This is a genomic window from Marinobacter sp. DUT-3 (assembly GCF_050379435.1).
Classification (GTDB): Bacteria; Pseudomonadota; Gammaproteobacteria; order Pseudomonadales; family Oleiphilaceae; genus Marinobacter.
This window is the reverse complement of record NZ_JBNRMG010000011.1, coordinates 56,652-79,390: the sequence shown is the minus strand read 5'-3', so window position 1 is coordinate 79,390 and position 22,739 is coordinate 56,652. Positions and strand designations below refer to the sequence as shown.

Here is a 22,739-nt window from a genome sequence, read left to right as displayed (position 1 = left end):
AACTTTTTTGCGGGCCGTGACTCAATAAAGAAGGCATGAACGAACAATGAGTATGACTCCAGAGTTGGTAGACGTGCTGCCAGCCCACCAATTCGATGAAGCGCAACTCCTCGCCTGGCTTCAGAAAGCCATTGATGGTTTTGGTGCCAGGTTGGACGTGAAACAATTTCAAGGCGGGCAGTCCAACCCTACTTTTCTGCTGGACACCGACAGCGGCCAATACGTTTTGCGTAAAAAGCCGCCCGGAAAAACGCTGCCCTCGGCTCACATGGTGGAGCGGGAATACAAAGTCATGCGGGCCCTGTCCGAACACACCGACGTGCCGGTGCCTACCACCCGGGCCCTGTGTGAAGACAGTAGCATCATCGGCACACCGTTCTACGTCATGGACTTCCTCGAAGGCCGGATTGTCAGTCATCCGGCGCTGCGGGCGCTGGACCGTCAAGAGCGGATGCCGGCGCACCTCTCGGCCATTGATACCCTGGCGGCACTGCATTCGGTAGACGTAAATGCGGTGGGCCTGGGTGATTATGGTCGACCCGAAGGCTATGTCGCCCGGCAGGTAGCACGGTGGACGAAACAGTACCTGGCGTCCAAAACCGACGAGATGCCCGCCATGGACAAACTCATGGAGTGGCTGCCGAAGAATCTGCCCTCCACCGATGAGTGTGCCATCGCCCATGGCGATTATCGCTTCGGTAATCTGATGCTGGCCCCCGACAAACCCGAGGTTGTCGCTATCCTCGATTGGGAACTGTCCACGGTCGGCCACCCGCTGGCTGATCTGGCCTATTACTGTCTGCCCTACCACTTGCCATCGGACATGGAAGGTTCCCGCGGTTTGCTGGGTGAGGACCTGGAGGCATTGGGCATTCCCGATGAGCAGGAAACCATTGCCCGTTACTGCAAGCAGACCGGCCGGGATGGTATCGCCGACTGGCATGTATTCCTGGCGTTTTCCCTGTTCCGCCTGGCGGCCATTCTTCAGGGTGTCTATGCCCGCGCGCTGCAGGGCAATGCCGCGAATGCCGATGCCCTGCAAGTGGGCAAGCGTGCGAGTCAGCTGGCGGATGTGGGCTGGAAAATAGCCCGTGAGGGAGATCGTTCATGAGTGATTCCATAGCTATGGGAGAGCCGATCGTCCGTCGCATTCTGATCACCAACGACGACGGCATTAACGCACCGGGTCTGGCGATTCTTGAACGCATTGCCCGCAACCTGGCCGAGGAGGTCTGGGTGGTGGCGCCGGAGCATGATCGCAGCGGTGCGGGCCAGAGCATTTCCATCCATGACCCGCTGCGGGTGTACGAAAAAGGTGAGAATCGCTACGCCGTGTCCGGCACGCCTGCAGATTGTGTGCTGTATTCGCTGGCTCAGTGGTTTGGCGAAACCCCGCCGGACCTGGTGCTGTCCGGGGTGAACTGTGGCGCCAATATCAGTGACTCGGTGCAGTACTCCGGAACGGTGGGTGCGGTGCTTAGCGCGGAACACATGGGTATACCCGCCATTGCCCTGAGTCAGGCCTTTCTCAGTCGTGAAGGCGTGGACTGGTCACCAGTGTCGGCGTTCGGCGAGCAGGTCGTCCGCAAGCTCTGGCAACCTGGCGAGAGCCGCGCCTGGAATGTGAACTTTCCGGCTTGCGATGCCGGTGTGATCCGGCAGGCTCAATGGTGCCGTCAGTCCACCGGTTCGATTCAGCGTCCCCGCCTGCTGGCGGGGCAGGATGCCCGCAGCCTGCCTTACTGGTGGCTGGGGTTCGATCGCAACTCCCGGCACATCCAGACTCCGGATGAGGATGTCACTGTGCTACGGGAAAAAGCCATTGCGATAACACCATTGCGTCACCAGGAAGCCTTGCCTGGGGGTGTAGAAGTATTTGAGCTGGTCGCGACTGCGGCCCACTGACTTGTACGAGGGGATTACAACAATGACATTTACACGCCATCACAACGTCTGGCCCAAAGAACTGCCGAAAACCATGACGCTGCCAGACACCAGCGTTTTCACCAACCTGGAAATTTCCGCCCTGCGGTATCCGGACCACACGGCGATCATCTTTTACGACGCGCCTTTGAGCTACAGCCAATTGTTGGCTGAGGTGGAAACGATGGCCGGCTATCTTCAGGCCCAGGGTGTCAAAAAGGGCGATCGTGTTCTGCTGTACATGCAGAACGCTCCCCAGTATGTGATTGCCTACTACGCCATCCTGCGCGCCGACGCGGTGGTGATTCCGGTGAACCCGATGAACCGTGCCGCCGAGCTTGAACATTACATTGCCGATACCGGTGCGAGCGTGTGTCTGGCCGGGCAGGAACTGGCGGGGTTTATCGCGCCGTTGCTGGAAAACACGGATCTCGACCAGATCGTGGTGGCGTCTTACAGCACCTATATCAACAAGGACACCGATCTGGATCTGCCCGCGGAGGTGGCCGCTCCGGTCTGGTCAAAAGAGATGCCGGGTATCGTGACCTGGGAGCAGGCGCTGGCTGCGGACCATAAGCCGACAGCGCATACCGCCGGCCCGGACGACCTGGCGGTGATTCCCTACAGCTCCGGCACCACGGGCGCGCCCAAAGGTTGCGTGCATACCCATCGCAGTGTCATGGCCACGGCTGTGCATCGTGCGTTCTGGAATCTGAGTACGGCCAACACCGTTCAACTGGCAACGCTGCCGTTCTTCCACGTGACCGGCATGACCAGTTCGATGAACAGCTCCATCTTCAGTGGCTCGACTACTGTCATTATGACGCGTTGGGACCGCACCACTGCAGCCCGGCTGATTGAGCGCTATCAGGTCAGCGGCTGGACCAACATCGTCACCATGGCCGTGGATTTCCTGTCGAATCCGGACATTGCCAGCTACGACCTGAGCAGCCTGAACACCATCGGCGGCGGTGGCGCGGCGATGCCGGAAGCGGTGGCCGCCAAGCTCAAGACCATGACCGGACTGGATTACATCGAAGGCTATGGGTTGTCGGAAACCATGGCCGCCACCCACATCAATCCGCCGAATCATCCCAAGCCCCAATGCCTGGGCATCCCGGTATTCGATGTCGACAGCCGCATTATTGACGTAGAAACCCTGGAAGAGAAAGGCCCGGGTGAGGTCGGGGAAATTGTCTCCTACGGCCCCCAGGTGACCCAGGGATACTGGAATCGCCCCGCTGAAACCGAGGCCGCGTTTGTGGAAATCGACGGTAAGCGTTTCTTCCGTACCGGCGACCTCGCCTATTACGACGAGGAGGGGTACTTCTTCATGGTGGACCGGGTCAAGCGGATGATTAACGCCTCCGGTTTCAAGGTCTGGCCCTCCGAGGTGGAAGGGCTTATGTACCGCCACCCGGCAATCCACGAGGTGTGCATCATTTCGTCGCCGCATCCCAAGCGCGGAGAAACCGTGAAGGCCTGCATTGTGCTGACGCCGGAAGCGGATGGAAGGACCACCGAAGCGGACATCGTCAGTTGGTGCAAGGAGCAAATGGCGGCTTACAAAGTACCTGAAATCATTGATTTTGTGGATGAGCTGCCAAAATCTCCCACGGGCAAGCTGATGTGGCGCGCGCTACAGGAAGAAGAGTGGAAGAGCAAGGCGTGACGTCTTTTTGTTGCCTCCAAGTTTCGCATGGCGAAATGCAATTCTAAATATTGACATGCGAGACGATCGGTGCAATTGTTTCACCATGCCGATGCAGGGCCGCAAGGCTCTGCTCAAAACCGCATAACTCGCTACAACAACAAAACAGCGGAGGAGCACACTTGAACCTTTTCTTCCAACAAATCATCAACGGGTTAACCCTGGGGAGCATCTACGGTCTCGTAGCCCTGGGCCTGACCCTGGTCTACGGGATACTTCATATCCCGAACTTCGCACACGGTGCGCTGTATATGGTCGGCGCCTTCATGTCCTATTTCTTCATGGTGGACCTGGGAGCGCATTACTGGATCGCCATGGCCGGTTCGGCCGTTGTGGTCGCTATCCTGGCCGTGCTGTGTGAGCGCCTGGTGTTCCATCCCCTGAGACACTCGCCGCCGATTCATGACAAGATTGCCGCCATCGGTATCCTGCTGTTTCTGGAAGCGGTGGTGCAGATGTTCTGGGGCTCGGATTTCCGCCGCATGTCCTCGCCGTTTACCGGCATCCTGAATTTTGACGGACTGATCATTCCCGAACAGCGGCTGCTGATTATTGCCGGTGCCTTCGTGCTGGTGGTAGCGCTGCAACTGTTCCTGCGCAAGACCATGACAGGCGCGACCATCATTGCGATGGCCCAGAGCCGTGACGGCGCCTTCCTTGTGGGGATCGATGCCAACCGGGTGGCGATGATGACCTTCGCCATCTCCGGCGTGCTGGCCGCATTTGCCGCCACCCTCTACGCGCCGATTAACCTGGTATACCCTGCCATGGGCCATCTGGTCATCATGAAAGCCTTCGTAATCATCATCCTGGGTGGCATGGGCAGTATTCCAGGCGCCATCGTCGGCGGCATGATTATCGGCTTTGCCGAGGCGCTCGGCGGGTTCTATATCTCCACTTCCTACAAGGACATCATCGCCTTCGGCCTGCTGGTGCTGATCCTGTCCGTTCGTCCACAGGGCCTGTTCGCGAAGGGGGCGCACTGATCATGTTTAAATTCGCATCCTTGCTGATGACGCCAGCTGCCAAGTACCTGATGCTGCTCTTTGCTGTGCTGTTTCCGTTTTTCGCGGCGAACGAATACCAGGTGTACGTGATGGCTACCGCCTTCGTCTGGGCGATAGCGGTCTACGGCCTGAACATTATCACCGGCTTCTGCGGCCAGTTGAACCTGGCCCACGGTGGTTTCTTTGCCATCGGCGCCTACACGCTGGGTCTGCTGACCGCCGACTATGGCTGGAGCTTCTGGCCGGCTTTCGTGGGCGCACTGGTGATGACCGCCGTGCTTGGTTTTCTGGTGGGTATTGTCTCCTTGCGCCTGAAAGAGCATTACTTCGCCATCTTTACCCTGTGCGTGGGCTTCATCATTTACCTGTTGATCGACAAGTGGGAAGAGCTGACCCATGGCGCTATCGGCGTCCGTGACATCGCCGAGCCCTACGGCTTTGGCCTGGTGGACTTCACCGACACCACTCCGTTCTACTATCTGGTGCTGGCCTTCCTGGTGTTTGCGATCTGGTTTATGGGGCGGTTGTCGAAGTCACTGCTGGGGCGTACGTTCCTCGCCATCCGCAACGGTGACGAGCTGGCGCAGTCCCTGGGTATTAACCTGATGCGCAACAAGGTCCTGGCGTTTGTTCTGTCCACTACCTACGCCGGCCTGGCGGGTGCCCTGTACGCCGGGATGGTGCGCTTCATCGGTCCGGACGAGGCCAATATCCAACACACGTTCGACATGATCACCTATCTGCTGGTGGGCGGTATCGGCACCATCATGGGGCCGCTGCTGGGTACCGTGGGCATTGTGTGGATCACCCAGTCACTGCAGTTCCTGGAAGAGTACCGGATGATCATTTTCGGGCCGATGCTGGTGCTGCTGGTGATCTTCTTCCCCCGCGGAATTACCGGTTCCTTCCTGACCTGGATGCATCGCAAATCCCAGGCGCTGGCGCCCTCGAAGAAACGCCAGGAGCGCAGGGTAAACACCACACAGAACCGGGAGGCAGAAAGCAATGCTTAAGGTAGAACATCTGACCAAAATGTTTGGTGGCCTGGCAGCGGTGAATGATGTCTCCGTGGAGTTCGAGCCGGGCAAAATCAACGCCATCATCGGCCCGAACGGCGCCGGAAAGAGTACCTTCTTCAATCTGATTTCCGGTATGCACGAGCTGACGTCCGGTCGCATCCTGCTGGACGGTATGGATGTCACCAACCTGCCCAGTGACAAGGTGGCACGCCTGGGCGTGGGCCGGACTTTCCAGACCACCAACCTGTTCGAACAGGCCACGGTGCTGGATAACCTGATCGTGGGCCATCGCCTGCGCACCAAGTCCGGCCTTTGGGACGTGCTGATCAACAGCAAACGCCTGCAACGGGAAGAAAAATCCGCGCGGGACAAGGCGATGGAAGCTCTTGAGTTTGTCGGCCTTAGCCACGTGGCCGGGCAGTTCATCGCCGATATCACCCAGGAAGAACGCAAGCGGGTGGCCTTTGCCCTGGCGTTGGCGACCGATCCAAAGATTGTGTTGCTGGACGAGCCTGCGGCCGGGGTCAATCCGGAAGAGACCGCCGGTTTTGCCGCGCTGATGCGCAAGATGGTGGATGAGAAAGGCCTGACCGTATGCCTGATCGAGCACAAGATGGACATGATCATGAGCCTGGCGGACAAGATCATGGTGCTGGACCACGGCGAGAAAATTGCCGAGGGCACGCCGGAAGAAGTGCGCAACAATCCGGCGGTGATCGAAGCCTATCTGGGAGGTGATGAAGATGCTGCAGCTTAATCATGTAGATGTCTGCTACGGCAGCTTCAAGGCCCTGACGGATATTTCGATGTCCGTGGACACCGGGGAACTGGTGGTACTGCTCGGAGCCAACGGTGCGGGTAAAACCAGCCTGTTCAATGCCATCAGCGGTCTGGTGAAGCCGAGCGCCGGTGACATCCAGTTTGAAGACAAGCGGCTCAACGGGATTAAAGCCAGCGCCATTGTCTCCAGTGGTGTGGTGCAGTGTGCCGAAGGTCGCAAGCTCTTTCCTCAGATGAGCGTGATGCAGAACCTGATGATGGGGGCCTATGTACACCGCCGTGACCGGCAGGGCAACAAGAAGCGCCTGAACGAGGTGCTGGAGCTGTTCCCGATCCTTTCAGACAAGGCGGATGAACCGGCCGGATCGCTGTCCGGCGGCCAGCAACAGATGGTGGCCATCGGTCGCGCCATGATGAGTCGTCCCCGCTTGCTGATGCTGGATGAGCCATCCCTGGGCCTGGCCCCGTTGGTGGTCAAGCAGATGTTCGAAACCATCAAGCAGATCAACAGCCTGGGCACAACGGTGCTGCTGGCTGAACAGAATGCCTTTGCGGCCCTGAAGATTGCCCACCGTGCCTATGTTATGGAGAACGGTCGTCTGGTGATGGAAGGGGACCGGGAGACCATGTTGGGCAATGAAGAAGTCCGCAAAGCGTATATCGGGGCCTGACCGGCCTCAAACAAAAATTAGAGAGACACGCACAACACAAAACCAGGAGACAACAATGAAAATAGCCAAAAAACTGGGTCAGGCTGTCGCGGCGGCGACCCTTGGTATGAGCCTGTCCGCCGGTGTAATGGCGGGCGAAATCAATATTGGTTTCACCGGTCCGCTGAGCGGCGGCGCCGCGCTATACGGCGAAAACACCCTGTCCGGACTGCGGATGGCCGTGGAGGAGATCAACGAAGCCGGCGGTTTTGATCTGAACGGCGAAAAGACCACGGTCAACCTGGTTTCCCTGGATGATCGTTATTCTCCGGCGCAAGCTGCCACCAACGCCAAGCGACTGAAGCAGGAGTCCAACGTTGCGGCGGTATTCGTGCCTCATTCCGGCGGCATTTTTGCTCTGCAGGACTTCAACGAAAAAGACAACTTTCTGGTGATGGCCTATTCCAGCGTGCCCAGCATCACCGAGAAGGGAAACAGCCTTACCCTGCGTATTCCGCCTACTTTTGATGGCTACGTAGAAGCCTTTACTGACTATGCGCTGGAGCATCAAGGCAAGAAACTGGGGATGGGTGGCGCTACCCACGAATACGCCAAGATCTGGAGCTCCATGGTCAAGAAAGAGTGGGAATCCAAGGGGGGCGAAGTCGTTTCGGATAACCCCATGGACTACAATAAATCGGCGGATTTCTTCACCGGTGTCAGCCGCATTATCTCTGAATCTCCGGACCTGATGTTTGTGGGCGGCGCCTCCGAACCGACGGGTCTGGTGGTCCAGCAGGCGCGTCAGATGGGTTTCCAGGGTGGTTTCATCGTGATGGACCAGGCGAAGATCGACGAAGTGGCCCAGGTCGCTGGTGGTCTGGAGATGATGGAGGGCGCCATTGGCGTGGTCCCGCTGAGCGTGTATGAGACCTCGGCGGCCCAGGACTTCATCAAACGCTACCAGGCCGAGTACGACAAGGTGCCCGGCTCCGAAGCGGCTTTCAACTACCTGGCGCTGCACGCCCTGGTGGAAGCCATGGATGCAACGGATTCCACCGATCCGAAAACCCTGCGTGCAGCGGTTGACGATGCCCTGAAAAACATGGATGCCAGCAAGAATCCGTACGAAGTCGTCGGTGTGACCGAAAACGGTGGGTTCATTACTGACCCTACCTTAGCGGTGGTGAAGGATGGCAAGATTCTTCAGGTAGAGATTGATTGATCAGATCTGCCTCTTCCACCTGAACTAAAAAGGGGCCTTATGGCCCCTTTTTATCGTCTTGGCATCGACCCTCTAGGCGACATACATCACCAGATTCTCCGCCACACAGGCGGGCTTGTCCTCGCCCTGGATTTCCACGGTCGTCTTATAAGTAGCCAGTGTGCGCCGATCATCCACCCTGGATACGTCCAATAATTCCATCTTGCTGCGAATCGCCGACCCGGACTTCACGGCGGCGGGGAACCGCAGCTTGTTCATACCGTAATTAATGCTGGCGCTGGCGCCTTGCACATTGATCACGTCCTGATTCAGCAGCGGAATCAGCGACACAGTCAGAAAACCGTGCGCGACAGGGCTCTTCCAGGGCGCTTCCCGCTTTGCCCTCTCCACGTCCACGTGAATCCACTGATGATCGCCGGTGGCGTCGGCAAACGCCTGAATCATCTCCTGGCTGATGGTTTTCCAGGGACTGTGGCCAATCGTAGTACCACAAAAATTCTCAAGATCGTTTAATTCTACTGAAAGCATATCTGCGTCCATTAATTGATGGTTTGTAAGAGTTTGAAACAGAAGCCCCCTCCTTTCATGGCGCACAAGGCACAAGGTCAGACCGCGTACCCGGGATTCTTACTGTCCAAAAGCCGAACCAGAGCCGGCCACGTCAAAGCAGCTGCACCGCCGAGCGCCTGTGACTGGTCGGCAGTGGTTTGTATGGCCTGCTCCGAGGGCAGATAGGTTGGTCCACAGCTCTGGGCCTTGACCTGGATCTCACAGGCCTTCATCAGGAAATACAGATAGGTGAAGGTCTCCTGCACATCCTGTCCCGCCGTGAGCACACCGTGATTGCGCAACAGCATCATCGACTTGTCGCCCAGGTCCCGGATCAGCCGTTCCCGCTCGTCGAGATTCAGGGCGACGCCTTCGTAATCGTGATAACTCAGGTGATTCAGGCACAGCATGGCGGTCTGGCTCAGGGGCAGCAGGCCATCCCGGTGGGCGGACACCGCCACGCCGTCTGGCGCGTGCAGGTGCATCACCGCGCCGGCGTCCTCGCGACCCATGTGTACGGCGCTGTGGATGGTAAAGCCGGCCGGGTTCACACGGCTGACGTTACCGGACTCCACTACCTGTCCATCCTGGTCCACCTTCACCAGCGACGACGCGGTGATTTCATGGAACAGCAGCCCATAGGGATTGATCAGAAAGTGATGATCCGGTCCCGGGACCCGAGCGGACAGATGGGTGAACACCAGATCGTCCCAGCCGAACAGCGCCACAAGACGATAGGCGGCGGCCAGTTCGGTGCGTACCTTCCATTCGGCTTTTCTCAGGTCCTGTTGCTGTGATTGATCGCTTGTTGTTGTCATCGTGATGTCCTCAGGCTGTGACAGAACGTTTCCCGCAGTGTACTGCATAAAAAAGGGGGTGGCTGACGCCACCCCCGCAAAAGACCCCTGACTGGATAGAGAGGTCTCAGGCTCACAAGTCCGAAGCCTATTAACTTGCTTGCAGCAGGGCGGCGTACTGTTCCAGGTGGAAGTCGTCGTCGCCCAGCTGATGGTTGATAGTGATCAGCCGTTTGGCGTAGTGGGCAAAGTTGTATTCCCAGGTCATGCCAATGCCGCCATGCATCTGGATACCGCTTTCGGAAATAAACTGCCCGGCGCGCCCGATGACGTTCTTGGCTCCGGCCAGGGCACGACGACGCTCATCGTTCTGCTCACCATCGGCGACGCTGGCGGCCAGAATGGCCATGGAACGGGCCTGCTCCAGTTCCGACATCATGTCCACCATGCGGTGCTGCAGTACCTGGAATTTGCCGATGGGTACGCCAAACTGCTTGCGCTGCTTGAGGTAATCCAGAGTCAGCTCATTGGCCATCTCCATCACACCCACGGCTTCGGCGCACAGGGCGGCGACCGCGCGGCCAGCCTGATATTCGATCACTTCGGCGGCGTTGCCTTCCTCACCCAGCAGCGCGTCTGCGCCCACCTGGACGTTGCTCAGGGTAATGTCGCAACCCCTGGCCCCGTCGATGGTGGGGTAGGTGCGGCGTTCAACACCGGCGGTTTCCGGGCTCAAGGCAAACAGGCTGAGGCCGTTGGCATCGCGGGTGTCACCGGAAGTACGGGCAGACACGATGATCAGGTCGGCGCAGTGACCGCCGATCACCACCGCTTTGCGGCCATTCAGGACATAACCCTCGCCGTTTTTCTCGGCTCGGGTTTCGACGTTGTTCAGGTCGTAAAAGCTCTGGGGTTCCTGCAGGCCAGCGGCGGCTTTCAGTTCGCCACTGGCAATACCGGCCAGCCAGGTGTCTTTCTGGTTGTCATTGCCGGCCTGCCCGATCAGACCACCGCCCAGAATGACGGACTGCATATACGGCTCCAGGCACAGACCGCGGCCAAGCTCTGCCATGACGGACTGAACTTCCACGCCGCCACCGCCGAAGCCGCCCAACTCCTCGGAGAAGGGTACGGCTGTCAGGCCCAGCTCGCTGAGCTGTTTCCAGAAATCGGCACTGAAGCCCAGTTCGGTTTCGCTGAACTCCAGGCGTTTTTCAAAACTGTATTCACCGCGCACCAGACGCGCCACGGTGTCCTGCAGCATTTGCTGCTCTTCGTTGAGTCGGAAATCCATGGTCGCCTCCTTAAAGCCCGAGAATCATTTTCGACACGATGTTCTTCTGGATCTCGTTGGATCCGCCGAAAATCGACAGCTTGCGGTTGTTGAAGTACTGGGCCGACAGCGGCGCGGCGTTTTCGTCTGACAGGAATTCGCCCTCGTAGTCCATATCCATTTCTTCTTCCAGGAATGGCAGGGCGTAGGGGCCGATCGCGCGGCGGGCCAGATCGTTGATGGCCTGGCGAATCTCGGTGCCTTTCACCTTCAGCATCGAGCTTTCCGCGCCCGGAACACCGCCACCTTCAACAGAGGCGATAATCCGCAGGTTGCTGATCCCTGCCGCCGTCAGGTCAATTTCCACCTTGGCAATACGCTGGCTGAAGGACGGGTCCTCGAGCAACGGTTTGCCATCTTTCAGACGACGGCTAGCCAGTTGCTTCAGGTGCGACAGCGCCGCCTTGGACATACCAATGCCGGCGAGGCCAGTACGTTCATAGGTCAGCAGATATTTCGCGTAGGTCCAGCCCTTGTCCTCTTCACCCACGAGGTTTTCAACCGGCACCTTGACGTCCTCGAAGAACACTTCGTTGACTTCGTGCTCGCCATCCAGAGTGATGATGGGGCGCACGGTAATGCCCGGCGTGTTCATGTCGATCAGCAGGAACGAGATGCCTTCCTGGTTCTTGACCTCGGTGTTGGTGCGCACCAGGCAGAAAATCATGTTGGCGTGCTGGCCCAGGGTGGTCCAGGTTTTCTGACCATTGACGATGTAGTGGTCGCCGTCACGTACCGCGCGGGTCTTCAGTGAAGCCAGATCGGAGCCTGCGCCGGGCTCGGAATAACCCTGGCACCACCAGTCCTCGCCACTGAGGATGCGTGGCAGGTACTTCTGTTTCTGTTCTTCGGTACCGAATTTGATGATCACCGGCGCCACCATGTTCACCCCGAATGGGATGGAGCGGGGTACACCGTAACGGCAGGATTCTTCATCCCAGATGTGCTTCTGCACCGGAGACCACTTCACACCGCCGTACTCTTCCGGCCAGTGGGTGGCGTACCAGCCCTGCTCACTGAGGATCTTTTGCCACCGCTGATGGTCCTCTTTGGACAGGCGGCGGAACCCTTTTACTTTGGCGGCGATGTCCGCCGGCAGTTTCTCATCCAGGAACGCTCTTACCTCGTCACGGAAGGCAAGTTCCTCGGCCGTGTAGTTCATGTTCATCGGATAAACCTCGTCAGTGCATTACAGCGAAAATATATACCGCATAGCAGAATTACTCAATGATCATTCAAAGGTTGCTTCCCTGTCAATGATAATGAAACAAGAAAACACACAGTAATTACGACTTTCATCAAAATTTGGTTTCAAACCCTTGTTGATAGCAAATGCATCGTCTATATTCGGAAACACGGAAGCTGGTACTGCTATGCGAAACTACAAAATCACAAAATACCGCACAGTGAAACAGCGTGATTGATTTGGTGTGAGCCAGTGCCGGCACCGGAATTTCAATAACAAAGACATGCAATCAACTCCGTTAAGAGGTTTGAGATGACAACAACAACGCGTTTCCACGCACGCCCACTTGCCCGTGCCGTCGCCCTGACCAGCCTCCCGCTGATCGCTCTCGGGTCCGGATCTGCCCTTGCACAGAGTTCCGAGCTGGAGGAACTGCGTGAGCGGGTGCAACTGCTGGAAAGCAAACTGGAAGGCGCCGTATCGACGGCACCTGAACTGCAGGATGACAACCCCTATCTGCTGAGGGATGGTGACGGGATCAAAATCGGGAACACCACGATCTCATTCGGTGGCTTCATCAAGGCCGATGCTATTTTTGGTTCCAACGGCAACGGTACCCTTAACGGCTACAGTGTTGGCTTGCCGCGAACCTTTGCCAGCGCGGCGGCATCTGATGAAAATGACTGGAAAACCGGTTTGTCCGCCCGGGAGTCGCGCATCAGTATCGGTACCAAAACCGAGGATGTCGTTGGTCATACGCTGACCACCTATTTGGAGATGGATTTTAACAAGGAGATGAACGACGGTAATGAAGTTGTCTCCAACAGCTATTCCCCGCGTTTGCGCCAGGCCTATGGCTCATGGAATAACTGGGACTTCGGTCAGACCTACACTACATTCACCGATCTGGCTGCCATGCCGGAGATTCTCGATCAGGGTAAGCAGGCTGCGTTTATGTACGTAACCCAGCCGATGATTCGCTACAACATGGCTGCGCCTGGCGGTAAGCTTATGGTTTCTCTTGAGAATCCTGAGGACGGCTTCCCCGAAAACTCCTATGATGATCAGTCCTACCCGGATCTGGCCATGCGCTACCAGATTCGCGGCAATTACGGGTTCTACTCCATTGCAGGTCTGTTGCGGAACTTTGAAGACAACGCAGCGGATGAAACCAAGGTCGATGGCGCTGTGTCTCTGAGTGCTCGTATCCCCACCATTGGACGGGACGATCTTCGCCTGCAATACAGTTACGGCGCGCTTGGCCGCTACATGGGGTTATTGACCTACCCGGATGTGGACCTGGCTGCGCTGGCCATGGGAGATGTGGAGCCGCTAAAAAGCTATGGTGCCACGGCAGCATACCGTCACTTCTGGTCGCCGGCCTGGCGCAGCAGCCTGATTGTCTCCCATACCGAAATTGTTGATGATCTGGCGGCTTCTCCGGCAGGTACGTTGAGCTACTTTGATTCCTCGACGTCGGTTCACGTTAACCTGTTGTGGTCTGCCCACAGGAACCTGACGCTGGGGCTGGAATATGCCTACTGGGATTTCGGAGAGATTGCCACCAGTAGCAGTCAGCAGTACGAACAGGTCATGGCCTCTGCGAAGTTGAGCTTCTGACCGGCGAGCTGCCGAAATAATGCGATGATTCTCAGGTAATTTTGCACCAGTTGCGTTGCCCCGGAGTGTTCCCCCGCTCCGGGGCTTTTTTGTGGGTGGTCCCCCGGCCCAGGCATAAAAAAAGCAGAGCCGGAGCCCTGCTTTCGAACCTCATGGAGGAAGCGCGGCGGAATTAGCTGAAGGCCTGAATCCCGGTCTGGCCACGGCCCAGGATCAGGGCGTGGACATCGTGGGTACCTTCGTAGGTATTCACCGCTTCCAGGTTCATCACGTGGCGAATCACGTGGTATTCGTCGGAAATGCCGTTGCCGCCGTGCATGTCACGGGCAACCCGGGCGATGTCCAGAGCTTTGCCGCAGTTATTGCGCTTGAGCAGGGACACGGAGTCCGGGGTAGCAACACCGTCGTCCATCATGCGGCCAAGCTGAAGCACCGCCTGCAGGCCGATGGTGATTTCGGTCTGCATGTCCACCAGCTTTTTCTGGATCAGCTGGTTGGCGGCCAGGGGCCTGCCGAACTGCTGACGCTCCAGGGTGTAGTTGCGGGCCGCGTGCCAGCAGAACTCGGCGGCACCCAGGGCGCCCCAACTGATGCCGTAACGGGCCTTGGTCAGGCAGCTTAGCGGGCCTTTCAGGCCTTCCACATCCAGCTTGTTCTCTTCCGGTACAAACACCTCGTCCATAAAGATGGAGCCAGTGTCGGAGGCGCGCAGTGAGAACTTGCCTTCGATCTTCGGTGTTTCCAGGCCCTTGGCGCCTTCACGCTCGATCACGAATCCGGTCACTTTGCCATCAAGCTTGCCCCACACTACAAAGACATCGGCAATGGGGGAGTTGGTGATCCACATCTTGGAACCGCTCAGCAGGTAGCCACCGTCGACTTTCTTGGCGCGGGTTTCCATGCCACCCGGATCAGAGCCGTGGTTGGGCTCGGTCAGACCAAAGCAGCCAACGTACTCGCCGGAGGCCAGTTTTGGCAGGATACGCTTTTTCAGTGCTTCCTGGCCGTAGCTGAAAATCGGGTACATAACCAGAGAGGACTGCACACTCAGGGCGGATCGGTAGGCAGAATCCACACGCTCCACTTCACGGGCAATCAGACCGTAACAGACATGGTTCAGGCCGGGGCCGCCGTATTCTTCCGGCAGGGTAGCGCCGAGCATGCCCAGATCGCCCATGTCGGTGAAGATGGAGCGGTCGAATTTCTCGTGACGGTTTGCTTCGATAATGCCCGGCATCAGGCGCTGGTCACAGAAGGAGCGGATGCTGTCCCGAACCTGGCGTTCGGTTTCATCCAGTTGCTTGTCGAATTGCAGCAGGTCATCCCAGGGTGCGGAAGCCATGGTTTTCTCTCCTCAGAAAATTAGTCAGTAGCTTGTTCAATCGGGTGCTCTTTCAATTGGGTGCTCTTTCAATCGGTAAACCGTTCAATCACAGCGGCGATGCCCTGGCCGACGCCAATGCACATGCTGATCAAAGCGTAACGCCCGCCGCTGCGCTCAAGCTGTCGGGTGGCAGTCAATGCAATCCGTGCGCCGGATGCCCCCAGGGGGTGGCCAACAGCAATGGCGCCGCCGTTGGGGTTTAGCCGGGAATCGGTCGGGTCAATGCCCAGTTTGGTGGTGCAGCCGAGAACCTGGGCTGCGAAGGCCTCGTTAATCTCGATCACGTCCATATCGTTGATGCCCAGACCCGCGCGGGCGAGGGCTTTCTCGCTGGCCGGTACCGGGCCGTAACCCATAACCCGCGGTGGCACCCCGGCAATGGCTGCGGAGACAATGCGGGCCCGTGGCCGGATTCCGGCCATTTCGCCGGCCTCGCGGGAGCCAATGATCAGGGCGGCGGCGCCATCGTTAATGCCGGAGGCGTTGCCTGCAGTCACCACGCCACCGTCAAACAGTGAGCGCAAACCTGAAAGTGCTTCCACCGTGGATTGGGGGCGTGGATGTTCATCGCTGCTCACGCTGACCGGTGGTTTTTTCCGGCCCTGGGGCACCTCAATGGAAAGTATCTCTTCATTATAGAAGCCGTCTTTCAGGGCGGCGTCGTAGCGGGCCTGGCTCTGGGCGGCAAACTGATCCACTGCCTCCCGGCTCAGGTTCAGTTCCCGGGCAATGTTGTCGGCGGTTTCGGGCATGGTGTCCGCGCCGAACTCCGCTTCAATGCGGGGGTTGGGAAAGCGTGCACCAATGGTGCTGTCAAAGGCGCGGAAGTCGCGACTGAACGGGCTTTCACTCTTGGCCATGACGAACGGAGCGCGGCTCATGCTTTCCGCGCCACCGGCTACAAACAGCTCACCCTCGTCACAGCGAACCGCCCGAGAGGCGTCGATGATGGCTGCCAGGCCGGAGCCGCACAGACGGTTGACGGTCAGGCCGCCGGTTTCGACGGGCAGGCCGGCCATCAGTCCGGCATGGCGGGCCAGGTTGCGGGCGTCTTCGCCGGCCTGGTTGGTGCAGCCGGCAATGACGTCTTCGTAAGCCTCGGCGGCAAATGCGTTGCGCTCGACCAACGCCTTGATAACGCTGGCCAGCAAATCATCCGGGCGCACCTTGGCCAGCGCGCCGGCGTGTCGACCGAAGGGGGTTCTTAGCCCGTCGTAGATAAAGGCGCTCATGGCATCTCCCGTTTCATCAGCAGACAAGTCCCTATTGTGGTCCTCCTTCTATAATGAAGAAAGGTTCCAGGCTTGCCTTGTCATTAATGTTGATATAGTTTCGTATAGCGGAACTAAGTTTTGTATATTGGTTGTTAAAGACTAATCCGGGTCTGTGTGAAATGCAACCGATACCATCATCGAGGGGCGCTAATCTGTTATGAGCCGTTTTCTGGTTCCTGTCGCGGTTTTTCTGGAACTTGTGGCGCTTTGCCTCTCCAGCCCACATCTCAGTGCGTTTGCCGGCGTGTTGTTTGTACTTTATTTCGTACTGGTGCTGGGGCGGTTGCAGGCTTATTCCCGCTACCTGTTCCTGATTTCACTGCTGGTGATTGGCTATCTGGGCTTCGTCGGGCAGCTGGGCACCAAAGATCTGATGAAGGCCGCCTCCAATGCGGCCTTTTACGCCGCGTTTCTGGGAAGCCTGGGGATGATGCAGTGTCTGGTGCGACGGCTCGAGGTGTTGCAGCGTATACACGATGTCTTGCTGGGCGGTCGTCCGGCGTTGTTGTACCCGAAATACGCAGTGGTGAGCTGTGGCATTGCCTCGGTGCTGAGCTTCGGGGTGATGAACCTGCTCTGTGGCACCCTGGCGGATACCCTGCGGCAGCGGGGCATTACCGGCGCCTCGCGCCTGCGCTGGTTGCGCAGCGTGCTGATCAGTACATTGCGGGGGTTCGCGCTGGTGCCACTGGTGGCGCCCACCAGCGTTGCGGTGGCCATTATTACCCGGGAGGTGCCCACCCTGAGCTGGTCCGGCCTGCTGCCCTATGGCATTGGCAGCGCAGTACTGTTGATCCTGGTGGGGTGGGTGCTGGAGAACAAGCGCTTTCGCCTGGTCAGCAGTGAGCGTGAGCTACTGGAAACCTGGCCGGCCGGAAGTGCGCGGTTGTTGTTGCTGGTGCTGATCATTTTCACGTCCATGGGCCTGCTGGTGCAGTTCACGGAGTTGAAAGTATCGGTGGCGGCCATGCTGACGGTGCCGGTGGTAACCCTCCTTTATATGCTCTGGCACGACCGCTCAGCGACCATGGTGGTGCGGGAGGCGGCTGACAACATGCTGGGCTTGAGCAATGAGATGTCCATCTTCGCCGGTTCCGCCGGACTGGGCGTGGCGCTGGTAGCGGTGATTCCGGCGGACGCCCTGGCAGGCATGGCCTCTGGTGAACTGGGTGTGTTGCTGTTGGCGATGGCTGGGTTGTTGATGATGCCGATGCTCTCGGCCATCGGCATCATCCCGATTACTGTATTGAGTGTTCAGGCAGGCCTGATGCCGCAACTGATCGCGGAAGGAGTAAATCCATTGCCAATTGCGGTGGCCCTGGTGATCGGGTTCTCCCTGGCGATGATGCTGTCGCCGTTCGGGCCGGCGGTGATGTTGCTGTCACGGTTTGGTCAGGTGTCCCGCTGGGTGGTGGCGTTTGGCTGGAATGGAGTCTTCGTCTTACTGTCCATTCCGTTATTGCTGTTAATGTTGTGGAGTGTATTCGTGGTGGCGCCGGCCATGGGGTGATACCAACGTGACCGGCGCAATTGCCCGGCGTTATCAGTAACCCCGGGTGGTGTCCACGATGCCGGTAATTGGCTGGCCGTTATGGTGCGCGCGGATCTTGCCGGTGATCTGCTCCAGCGTGGCGTCCCGCAGGGTGCGCGCGGAAATGTGTGGCGTGATGGTGATATCCGGGCGCTGCCAGAACGGGTGGTCCGAAGGCAGCGGCTCCTGGCGGAACACGTCCAGCGATGCCCGTGCCACATGGCCGTCGTCGATGGCGCGGAGCAGGTCGTCCTCCACCAGATGTTCTCCCCGGCCAACGTTGATCACCACGGCGCCGGGCATGAGCTGGCTGAGATGCTGGTAGTTGAGGATGTCCCGGGTCTCGTCGGTCAGCGGCAGGGTGTTCACCAGCACGCGGGTCGATTGCAGGAAATCGGACAGGTTGTCGGCGCTGGCAAATGTGGTGACCCCTTCCAGCTGGTGCTCGCTACGGGCCCAGCCGTTGACCCGGTAATCCAGGTCGGCAAGGGTGCGTGCCACCCGTTTGCCAATATGGCCAAGCCCCATCACCCCGACCGGCCATTCACTGCGCTTGATCGGACGGTGAATTTTCCAGAGACCTTCACGTTGCTGTTCCCGATAGGTTTCCATGCCTCGGCTGGCTTCCAGTAATTGGTGCAGCACGTATTCCGCCATCTGCACGGACATGCCGGCGTCTTCCAGGCGCACCACGGGCAGATGGGCTGGCAGGTTGGGTACGGCCAGCAAGCCATCGATGCCGGCACCCAGATTAAACACCGCTTTCAGCGTCTTCTCACGTTCAAACAGTTCCGCTGGTGGCTGCCAGACAATGGCGTAGTCGGCATCAACGGCGGGGCCGTTGGCTTCCCACACATGAACCTCGGCCTCCGGAAGCAGCTCCTGGATGGGCACTGTCCAGCGCTCTGGCTTAGGGTCTCCTGCTACAAATAGTACCTTCATGTGCTCTCCAGGGATCGTCAGGTGAATTAAATTTGTTTACTATATTTCGCTTTGCAGAATAATATACCGAAATACATCCGTAAACCCGGGGTGGTGCATCGCACTGGTGGAAGAAAAGTGAAACATAAAGGAAGAGTGTTTCATATTTGGCACGACTTTTGATAATCGTTTGTGGTACTTGATATCTGCAGCGATTAAAATACCGCAACTTTTCTTCTTTCTGACTATTATCCGGGTATCCCCGGGCACACCGGATCAGGCGCAGCTGTTGGAGGACGCCAGTTTATGACAAAAGCAGAAACCACCAAACCGGAGTTGATGGTCGCCTCCGGTGACGGTGAGCCGGTGAAGCCGGAAAAAGACCGCAAGTTCGTAGAGGCGCTCTCCCGTGGGCTGGACGTACTCCGTGCTTTCAGTCAGGGGTCGGTTATCCTGGGCAATCAGGACATCTCCAGGCTGACCGGGTTGCCCAAGCCGACCGTGTCCCGCATGACCTACACCCTGACCAAACTGGGCTATCTCAGTTACAACGCCCAGCTGGAAAAATACCAGCTCAGCTCCGGCGTGCTGGCCCTGGGTTATGCCTACGTGTCCAACCTCAAAGTGCGCCAGTTGGCCAAGCCCTACATGGATGAGTTCGCACGCCAGACCAACATGTCCGTGGGCCTGACCTGCCGCGATCGCCTGCATATGATCTATGTAGAGAACCGCCTGCCGCCGGAAGCATCACTTCTGCGCATGGATATCGGCATGAAGCTGCCGATGGCGACCACCTCGGCGGGGCGTGCCTACTACTGTGCCATCAGCGACAAGGGCCGCAAGCTGATTGATGATGCCATGGAAGTGAAGTACGGCCCGGAAGTCTGGCCGGAGAAGAAAGAAGGGCTCGATCGTGCGATGGAGGATTTCAAGCAGTACGGCTTCTGTCTGTCCCTGGGCGAATGGGATCGCAACATCAACTCGGCAGGTGTGCCTATCCATCTACAGGACGGCACTATCATGGTGCTGGCCGCCGCTGCCCCATCCTATCTGATTTCGGGTGAAAAGCTGCGGGAGTCCATCGCTCACCAGTTGGCGATGCTGGCCAGCGATATTGAATCGCTTGGCGTTTAATTTGGCACTGGTGAAGGAGCCGGCGGGCAGGGCGTTCCGAAACACGCTGTAAATACGTCCCTGTACGCTCGCTCGGCTCCGCCCTTTAGCGCTTATTGCTCCTGCGTCGCGCTAAAGGTCCTGGGCAAGCCGTCCATGGCTTGCCCGTGAAGCGCTTTGCGCTCCACCCATGGCTCCGCACGGTTTCGGAACGCCCTGCCCACCGTCTCCCTGAGCTTCCATCGAAAAACCCCAGAATTCGTTCTGGGGTTTTTTTATGCCCGCATTTTAATTCATGGTTGAAACCTGCCGAAAACTTGTATTAAATCGTACTTATGTTTCGCTTGATAAAACTACATTCCATAGAAGGCGAGGAGAAATTATGTCTGAGGTCGTAACTTATAACCGGGAAGGCGCCATTGGCGTCATCACAGTGAACTACCCGCCCGTGAACGCGCTGGGTCACGCGGTTCGTTCCGGCCTGGTGGCCGCGCTTGAGCAGGGTCAGAACGACGCAGACGCCAAGGCCCTGTTGCTGGTTTGCGAAGGCCGCACCTTTATTGCCGGCGCCGACATCCGCGAATTCGGCAAGCCCATGCAGGAGCCGGGGCTAGCTTCCGTTATAGATCAGTACGAAAACAGCGACAAACCGATTATTGCCGCCATCCACGGCACCGCCCTCGGTGGTGGTCTGGAGACCGCCCTTGGCTGCCATTACCGGGTGGCCCTGAGCAGTGCCAAAGTTGGCCTGCCGGAAGTGAAATTGGGCCTGTTGCCCGGTGCCGGCGGTACCCAACGCCTGCCGCGTCTGACTGGTGCCCAGAAAGCCCTGGAAATGATCACCTCCGGTGAGTTTGTGAGCGCCAAAGACGCTCTGGCTCTGGGTATTGTCGATGCAGTTGAAGACGGTAGTGATATCAAGGCCGTTGGTCTGGCATACGCTCAGAAAATTGCCGATGAAGGCAAGCCGGTCCGTCGCGTGCGGGATGTGACTGACAAGGTAGAGGCCGACAAGGGCAGTGAGGTTTTCGACCAGTTCCGCGCCGGTCTGCAGAAGAAAGCGCGTGGCCTGTTCTCTCCGTTCAAGTGCGTGGATGCGGTGGAAGCGGCCTTCAACCTGCCGTTCGCTGAAGGCATGAAACGCGAACGTGAACTGTTTATGGAATGTATGGAATCTCCGCAGCGTGGCGGCCTGGTTCATGCCTTCTTTGCCGAGCGGGAAGTGTCCAAGGTGAAGGGCTTGTCCAAGGACACGCCGGTCCGTGACGTTAACAGCGTCGGCATCATTGGCGCTGGCACCATGGGTGGCGGTATCGCCATGAACTTCGCCAACGTTGGCATTCCCGTGACCATCGTGGAAGTGAAGCAGGAAGCCCTGGACAAGGGGCTGGGCATCATCCGCAAGAACTACGAAAACTCCGCCAAGAAGGGTCGCATCACCCAGCAGCAGGTTGAAGAGCGCATGGCGCTGATCAACGGCAGCCTGACCTATGACTCCTTCAAGGATGTGGACATGGTGATCGAAGCGGTGTTCGAGAACATGGCCATCAAGAAAGAGATCTTCGGCAAGCTGGACGAGGTCTGTAAGCCCGGTGCCATTCTGGCGTCCAACACGTCCACCCTGGATATCGACGAAATTGCCTCGGCCACCAAGCGTCCGGAAGACGTGGTGGGCATGCACTTCTTCAGCCCGGCAAACGTTATGAAGCTGCTGGAGAACGTACGTGGCAGCAAGACTTCCGATGAAGTGAAGGCCACGGTGATGGCCGTTGCCAAGAAGATCAAGAAGGTGGGTGTGCTGGTCGGTAACTGCCACGGGTTTGTCGGCAACCGTATGCTGCACAAGCGTGGTGCGGAAGCTATGGCACTGGTGAACGAAGGCGCCAGCCCGCAGCAGGTGGACAAGGTGCTGACCGATCTGGGTTATCCCATGGGCCAGTTCGCCATGTCGGATCTGGCGGGTATCGACGTGGGCTACCGTATCCGCGAAGAGCGCCGTAATGCCGGTGAAGATGTAGCTCCAAGCTGGATGGACAAGCTGGTGGAGATGAACCGTCTGGGCCAGAAAACCCAGGCCGGTGTCTACAAGTACGAGGAAGGCAGCCGCAAGCCGATTCCGGATCCGGAAGTGGACCAACTGATTGCTGAATTCCGCAAAGAGCAGGGCATTACGCCGCGGGAGATTTCCGATCAGGAAATCCTTGAGCGCTGCATGTACGTGATGATCAACGAAGGCGCCAAGATTCTGGAAGAAGGCATCGCCGATCGTTCGCTGGATATCGATGTGGTGTGGATCTACGGCTACGGCTTCCCGGCTTACCGTGGCGGTCCCATGTTCTGGGCGGACCAGGTTGGTCTGGACACCATTCTCAGCACCGTCAAAAACTTCCACGACACCCTGGGTGGTGAGCAGTGGAAGCCGGCGGCCCTGCTGGAGAAGCTGGTCAGCGAAAACAAGAAGTTTGGCGACCTTTAAAGACTAGCCTGCTGGTGTGGGGGCCGGTCCCGGGGCGGGGTGCCTTTTCTTCTGGGAAAAATAACTCGCTTCGCTCAGACATCTTTTTCCCGGCAGAAAAGGCACCCCACCCCGGAACCAACGTTACAACTGAGGTTGATCCCGTAGGTCGGATTAGGCGAAGCCGTAATCCGACAACTCTGGCGGAAAGCTCAACTTGATGTCGGATTACGCTTCGCTAATCCGACCTACGTGTACACC

Annotated in this window: 19 protein-coding genes; 12 read left to right on the top strand and 7 right to left on the bottom strand. The window is 58.1% G+C overall.

Annotated features, from left to right (window positions below; genetic code table 11):
- Positions 1 to 46 precede the first annotated feature (46 nt).
- The 8 genes from ACQUWM_RS15625 to ACQUWM_RS15590 all read left to right on the top strand — a co-directional run bounded on the left by ACQUWM_RS15625 (position 47) and on the right by ACQUWM_RS15590 (position 8,315).
- Positions 47 to 1,111, top strand: coding sequence for a phosphotransferase (locus ACQUWM_RS15625; protein ID WP_407001887.1), 1,065 nt, complete (start codon positions 47 to 49; stop codon positions 1,109 to 1,111).
- Positions 1,112 to 1,125: 14 nt separating this feature from the next.
- A complete protein-coding gene (gene surE, locus ACQUWM_RS15620) occupies positions 1,126 to 1,905 on the top strand; it encodes a 5'/3'-nucleotidase SurE (RefSeq protein WP_407001956.1) in 780 nt (259 codons plus the stop codon).
- Positions 1,906 to 1,927: 22 nt separating this feature from the next.
- Positions 1,928 to 3,595 (top strand): long-chain fatty acid--CoA ligase, encoded by a 1,668-nt coding sequence (locus ACQUWM_RS15615; RefSeq protein WP_428922773.1) that lies wholly within the window; start codon positions 1,928 to 1,930, stop codon positions 3,593 to 3,595.
- A 161-nt stretch (positions 3,596 to 3,756) separates the two neighbouring features.
- Entirely contained in the window at positions 3,757 to 4,620 is an 864-nt protein-coding gene (locus ACQUWM_RS15610) for a branched-chain amino acid ABC transporter permease (RefSeq protein ID WP_428922772.1), read from the top strand.
- Between the two features lie 2 nt (positions 4,621 to 4,622).
- Positions 4,623 to 5,654 (top strand): branched-chain amino acid ABC transporter permease, encoded by a 1,032-nt coding sequence (locus ACQUWM_RS15605; RefSeq protein ID WP_428922771.1) that lies wholly within the window; start codon positions 4,623 to 4,625, stop codon positions 5,652 to 5,654.
- Entirely contained in the window at positions 5,647 to 6,417 is a 771-nt protein-coding gene (locus ACQUWM_RS15600) for an ABC transporter ATP-binding protein (RefSeq protein ID WP_428922770.1), read from the top strand. The genes ACQUWM_RS15605 and ACQUWM_RS15600 overlap by 8 nt, the downstream gene beginning before the upstream one ends.
- The gene (locus ACQUWM_RS15595; protein ID WP_428922769.1) at positions 6,404 to 7,111 is read left to right on the top strand and encodes an ABC transporter ATP-binding protein; all 708 of its coding nucleotides are present in this window, start codon (positions 6,404 to 6,406) and stop codon (positions 7,109 to 7,111) included. Before ACQUWM_RS15600 ends, ACQUWM_RS15595 begins: the two co-directional genes overlap by 14 nt.
- Before the next feature lie 55 nt (positions 7,112 to 7,166).
- On the top strand, positions 7,167 to 8,315 hold the full coding sequence (locus ACQUWM_RS15590) for an ABC transporter substrate-binding protein (RefSeq protein WP_428922768.1): 1,149 nt from the start codon (positions 7,167 to 7,169) through the stop codon (positions 8,313 to 8,315).
- A 72-nt stretch (positions 8,316 to 8,387) separates the two neighbouring features.
- Here the strand turns inward: ACQUWM_RS15590 and ACQUWM_RS15585 are convergent, their stop codons facing one another.
- From ACQUWM_RS15585 to ACQUWM_RS15570, 4 genes are all read right to left on the bottom strand, one after another.
- Entirely contained in the window at positions 8,388 to 8,843 is a 456-nt protein-coding gene (locus ACQUWM_RS15585; protein ID WP_428922767.1) for a MaoC family dehydratase, read from the bottom strand.
- Positions 8,844 to 8,920: 77 nt separating this feature from the next.
- Positions 8,921 to 9,682, bottom strand: coding sequence for a class II aldolase/adducin family protein (locus ACQUWM_RS15580; RefSeq protein ID WP_428922766.1), 762 nt, complete (start codon positions 9,680 to 9,682; stop codon positions 8,921 to 8,923).
- Between the two features lie 130 nt (positions 9,683 to 9,812).
- The gene (locus ACQUWM_RS15575; protein WP_428922765.1) at positions 9,813 to 10,955 is read right to left on the bottom strand and encodes an acyl-CoA dehydrogenase family protein; all 1,143 of its coding nucleotides are present in this window, start codon (positions 10,953 to 10,955) and stop codon (positions 9,813 to 9,815) included.
- 10 nt (positions 10,956 to 10,965) lie between these two features.
- Entirely contained in the window at positions 10,966 to 12,162 is a 1,197-nt protein-coding gene (locus tag ACQUWM_RS15570; protein WP_428922764.1) for an acyl-CoA dehydrogenase family protein, read from the bottom strand.
- Between the two features lie 330 nt (positions 12,163 to 12,492).
- Here ACQUWM_RS15570 and ACQUWM_RS15565 point away from each other — a divergent pair, with 330 nt between their 5' ends.
- The gene (locus ACQUWM_RS15565; RefSeq protein WP_428922763.1) at positions 12,493 to 13,800 is read left to right on the top strand and encodes a DcaP family trimeric outer membrane transporter; all 1,308 of its coding nucleotides are present in this window, start codon (positions 12,493 to 12,495) and stop codon (positions 13,798 to 13,800) included.
- A 172-nt stretch (positions 13,801 to 13,972) separates the two neighbouring features.
- On the opposite strand, the gene ACQUWM_RS15560 is transcribed toward ACQUWM_RS15565, so the two are convergent.
- Both ACQUWM_RS15560 and ACQUWM_RS15555 read right to left on the bottom strand, forming a co-directional pair.
- The gene (locus tag ACQUWM_RS15560) at positions 13,973 to 15,142 is read right to left on the bottom strand and encodes an acyl-CoA dehydrogenase (protein WP_428922762.1); all 1,170 of its coding nucleotides are present in this window, start codon (positions 15,140 to 15,142) and stop codon (positions 13,973 to 13,975) included.
- A 68-nt stretch (positions 15,143 to 15,210) separates the two neighbouring features.
- Positions 15,211 to 16,416, bottom strand: a complete 1,206-nt coding sequence (locus ACQUWM_RS15555) for a 3-oxoadipyl-CoA thiolase (RefSeq protein ID WP_428922761.1) — start codon at positions 16,414 to 16,416, stop codon at positions 15,211 to 15,213.
- 199 nt (positions 16,417 to 16,615) lie between these two features.
- Here ACQUWM_RS15555 and ACQUWM_RS15550 point away from each other — a divergent pair, with 199 nt between their 5' ends.
- Positions 16,616 to 17,968, top strand: a complete 1,353-nt coding sequence (locus tag ACQUWM_RS15550) for a hypothetical protein (protein ID WP_428922760.1) — start codon at positions 16,616 to 16,618, stop codon at positions 17,966 to 17,968.
- Between the two features lie 33 nt (positions 17,969 to 18,001).
- Here the strand turns inward: ACQUWM_RS15550 and ACQUWM_RS15545 are convergent, their stop codons facing one another.
- Entirely contained in the window at positions 18,002 to 18,931 is a 930-nt protein-coding gene (locus tag ACQUWM_RS15545; RefSeq protein ID WP_428922759.1) for a 2-hydroxyacid dehydrogenase, read from the bottom strand.
- Between the two features lie 285 nt (positions 18,932 to 19,216).
- Here ACQUWM_RS15545 and ACQUWM_RS15540 point away from each other — a divergent pair, with 285 nt between their 5' ends.
- Positions 19,217 to 20,044, top strand: coding sequence for an IclR family transcriptional regulator (locus tag ACQUWM_RS15540; protein ID WP_407001906.1), 828 nt, complete (start codon positions 19,217 to 19,219; stop codon positions 20,042 to 20,044).
- 361 nt (positions 20,045 to 20,405) lie between these two features.
- Complete coding sequence (locus ACQUWM_RS15535; RefSeq protein WP_428922758.1) at positions 20,406 to 22,499, top strand: 3-hydroxyacyl-CoA dehydrogenase NAD-binding domain-containing protein; 2,094 nt, start codon at positions 20,406 to 20,408, stop codon at positions 22,497 to 22,499.
- Positions 22,500 to 22,739 lie beyond the last annotated feature (240 nt).

What these genes read in the sequence shown, in the direction of transcription:
- ACQUWM_RS15575 (WP_428922765.1), bottom strand. Translation starts at nt 10,955, where the DNA reads ATGGATTTCCGACTCAACGAAGAGCAGCAAATGCTGCAGGACACCGTG.
- ACQUWM_RS15590 (WP_428922768.1), top strand. Translation starts at nt 7,167, where the DNA reads ATGAAAATAGCCAAAAAACTGGGTCAGGCTGTCGCGGCGGCGACCCTT.
- ACQUWM_RS15580 (WP_428922766.1), bottom strand. Translation starts at nt 9,682, where the DNA reads ATGACAACAACAAGCGATCAATCACAGCAACAGGACCTGAGAAAAGCC.
- surE (WP_407001956.1), top strand. Translation starts at nt 1,126, where the DNA reads ATGGGAGAGCCGATCGTCCGTCGCATTCTGATCACCAACGACGACGGC.
- ACQUWM_RS15535 (WP_428922758.1), top strand. Translation starts at nt 20,406, where the DNA reads ATGTCTGAGGTCGTAACTTATAACCGGGAAGGCGCCATTGGCGTCATC.
- ACQUWM_RS15565 (WP_428922763.1), top strand. Translation starts at nt 12,493, where the DNA reads ATGACAACAACAACGCGTTTCCACGCACGCCCACTTGCCCGTGCCGTC.
- ACQUWM_RS15570 (WP_428922764.1), bottom strand. Translation starts at nt 12,162, where the DNA reads ATGAACATGAACTACACGGCCGAGGAACTTGCCTTCCGTGACGAGGTA.
- ACQUWM_RS15560 (WP_428922762.1), bottom strand. Translation starts at nt 15,142, where the DNA reads ATGGCTTCCGCACCCTGGGATGACCTGCTGCAATTCGACAAGCAACTG.
- ACQUWM_RS15550 (WP_428922760.1), top strand. Translation starts at nt 16,616, where the DNA reads ATGAGCCGTTTTCTGGTTCCTGTCGCGGTTTTTCTGGAACTTGTGGCG.
- ACQUWM_RS15540 (WP_407001906.1), top strand. Translation starts at nt 19,217, where the DNA reads ATGACAAAAGCAGAAACCACCAAACCGGAGTTGATGGTCGCCTCCGGT.
- ACQUWM_RS15600 (WP_428922770.1), top strand. Translation starts at nt 5,647, where the DNA reads ATGCTTAAGGTAGAACATCTGACCAAAATGTTTGGTGGCCTGGCAGCG.
- ACQUWM_RS15545 (WP_428922759.1), bottom strand. Translation starts at nt 18,931, where the DNA reads ATGAAGGTACTATTTGTAGCAGGAGACCCTAAGCCAGAGCGCTGGACA.
- ACQUWM_RS15585 (WP_428922767.1), bottom strand. Translation starts at nt 8,843, where the DNA reads ATGCTTTCAGTAGAATTAAACGATCTTGAGAATTTTTGTGGTACTACG.
- ACQUWM_RS15625 (WP_407001887.1), top strand. Translation starts at nt 47, where the DNA reads ATGAGTATGACTCCAGAGTTGGTAGACGTGCTGCCAGCCCACCAATTC.
- ACQUWM_RS15595 (WP_428922769.1), top strand. Translation starts at nt 6,404, where the DNA reads ATGCTGCAGCTTAATCATGTAGATGTCTGCTACGGCAGCTTCAAGGCC.
- ACQUWM_RS15555 (WP_428922761.1), bottom strand. Translation starts at nt 16,416, where the DNA reads ATGAGCGCCTTTATCTACGACGGGCTAAGAACCCCCTTCGGTCGACAC.
- ACQUWM_RS15605 (WP_428922771.1), top strand. Translation starts at nt 4,623, where the DNA reads ATGTTTAAATTCGCATCCTTGCTGATGACGCCAGCTGCCAAGTACCTG.
- ACQUWM_RS15615 (WP_428922773.1), top strand. Translation starts at nt 1,928, where the DNA reads ATGACATTTACACGCCATCACAACGTCTGGCCCAAAGAACTGCCGAAA.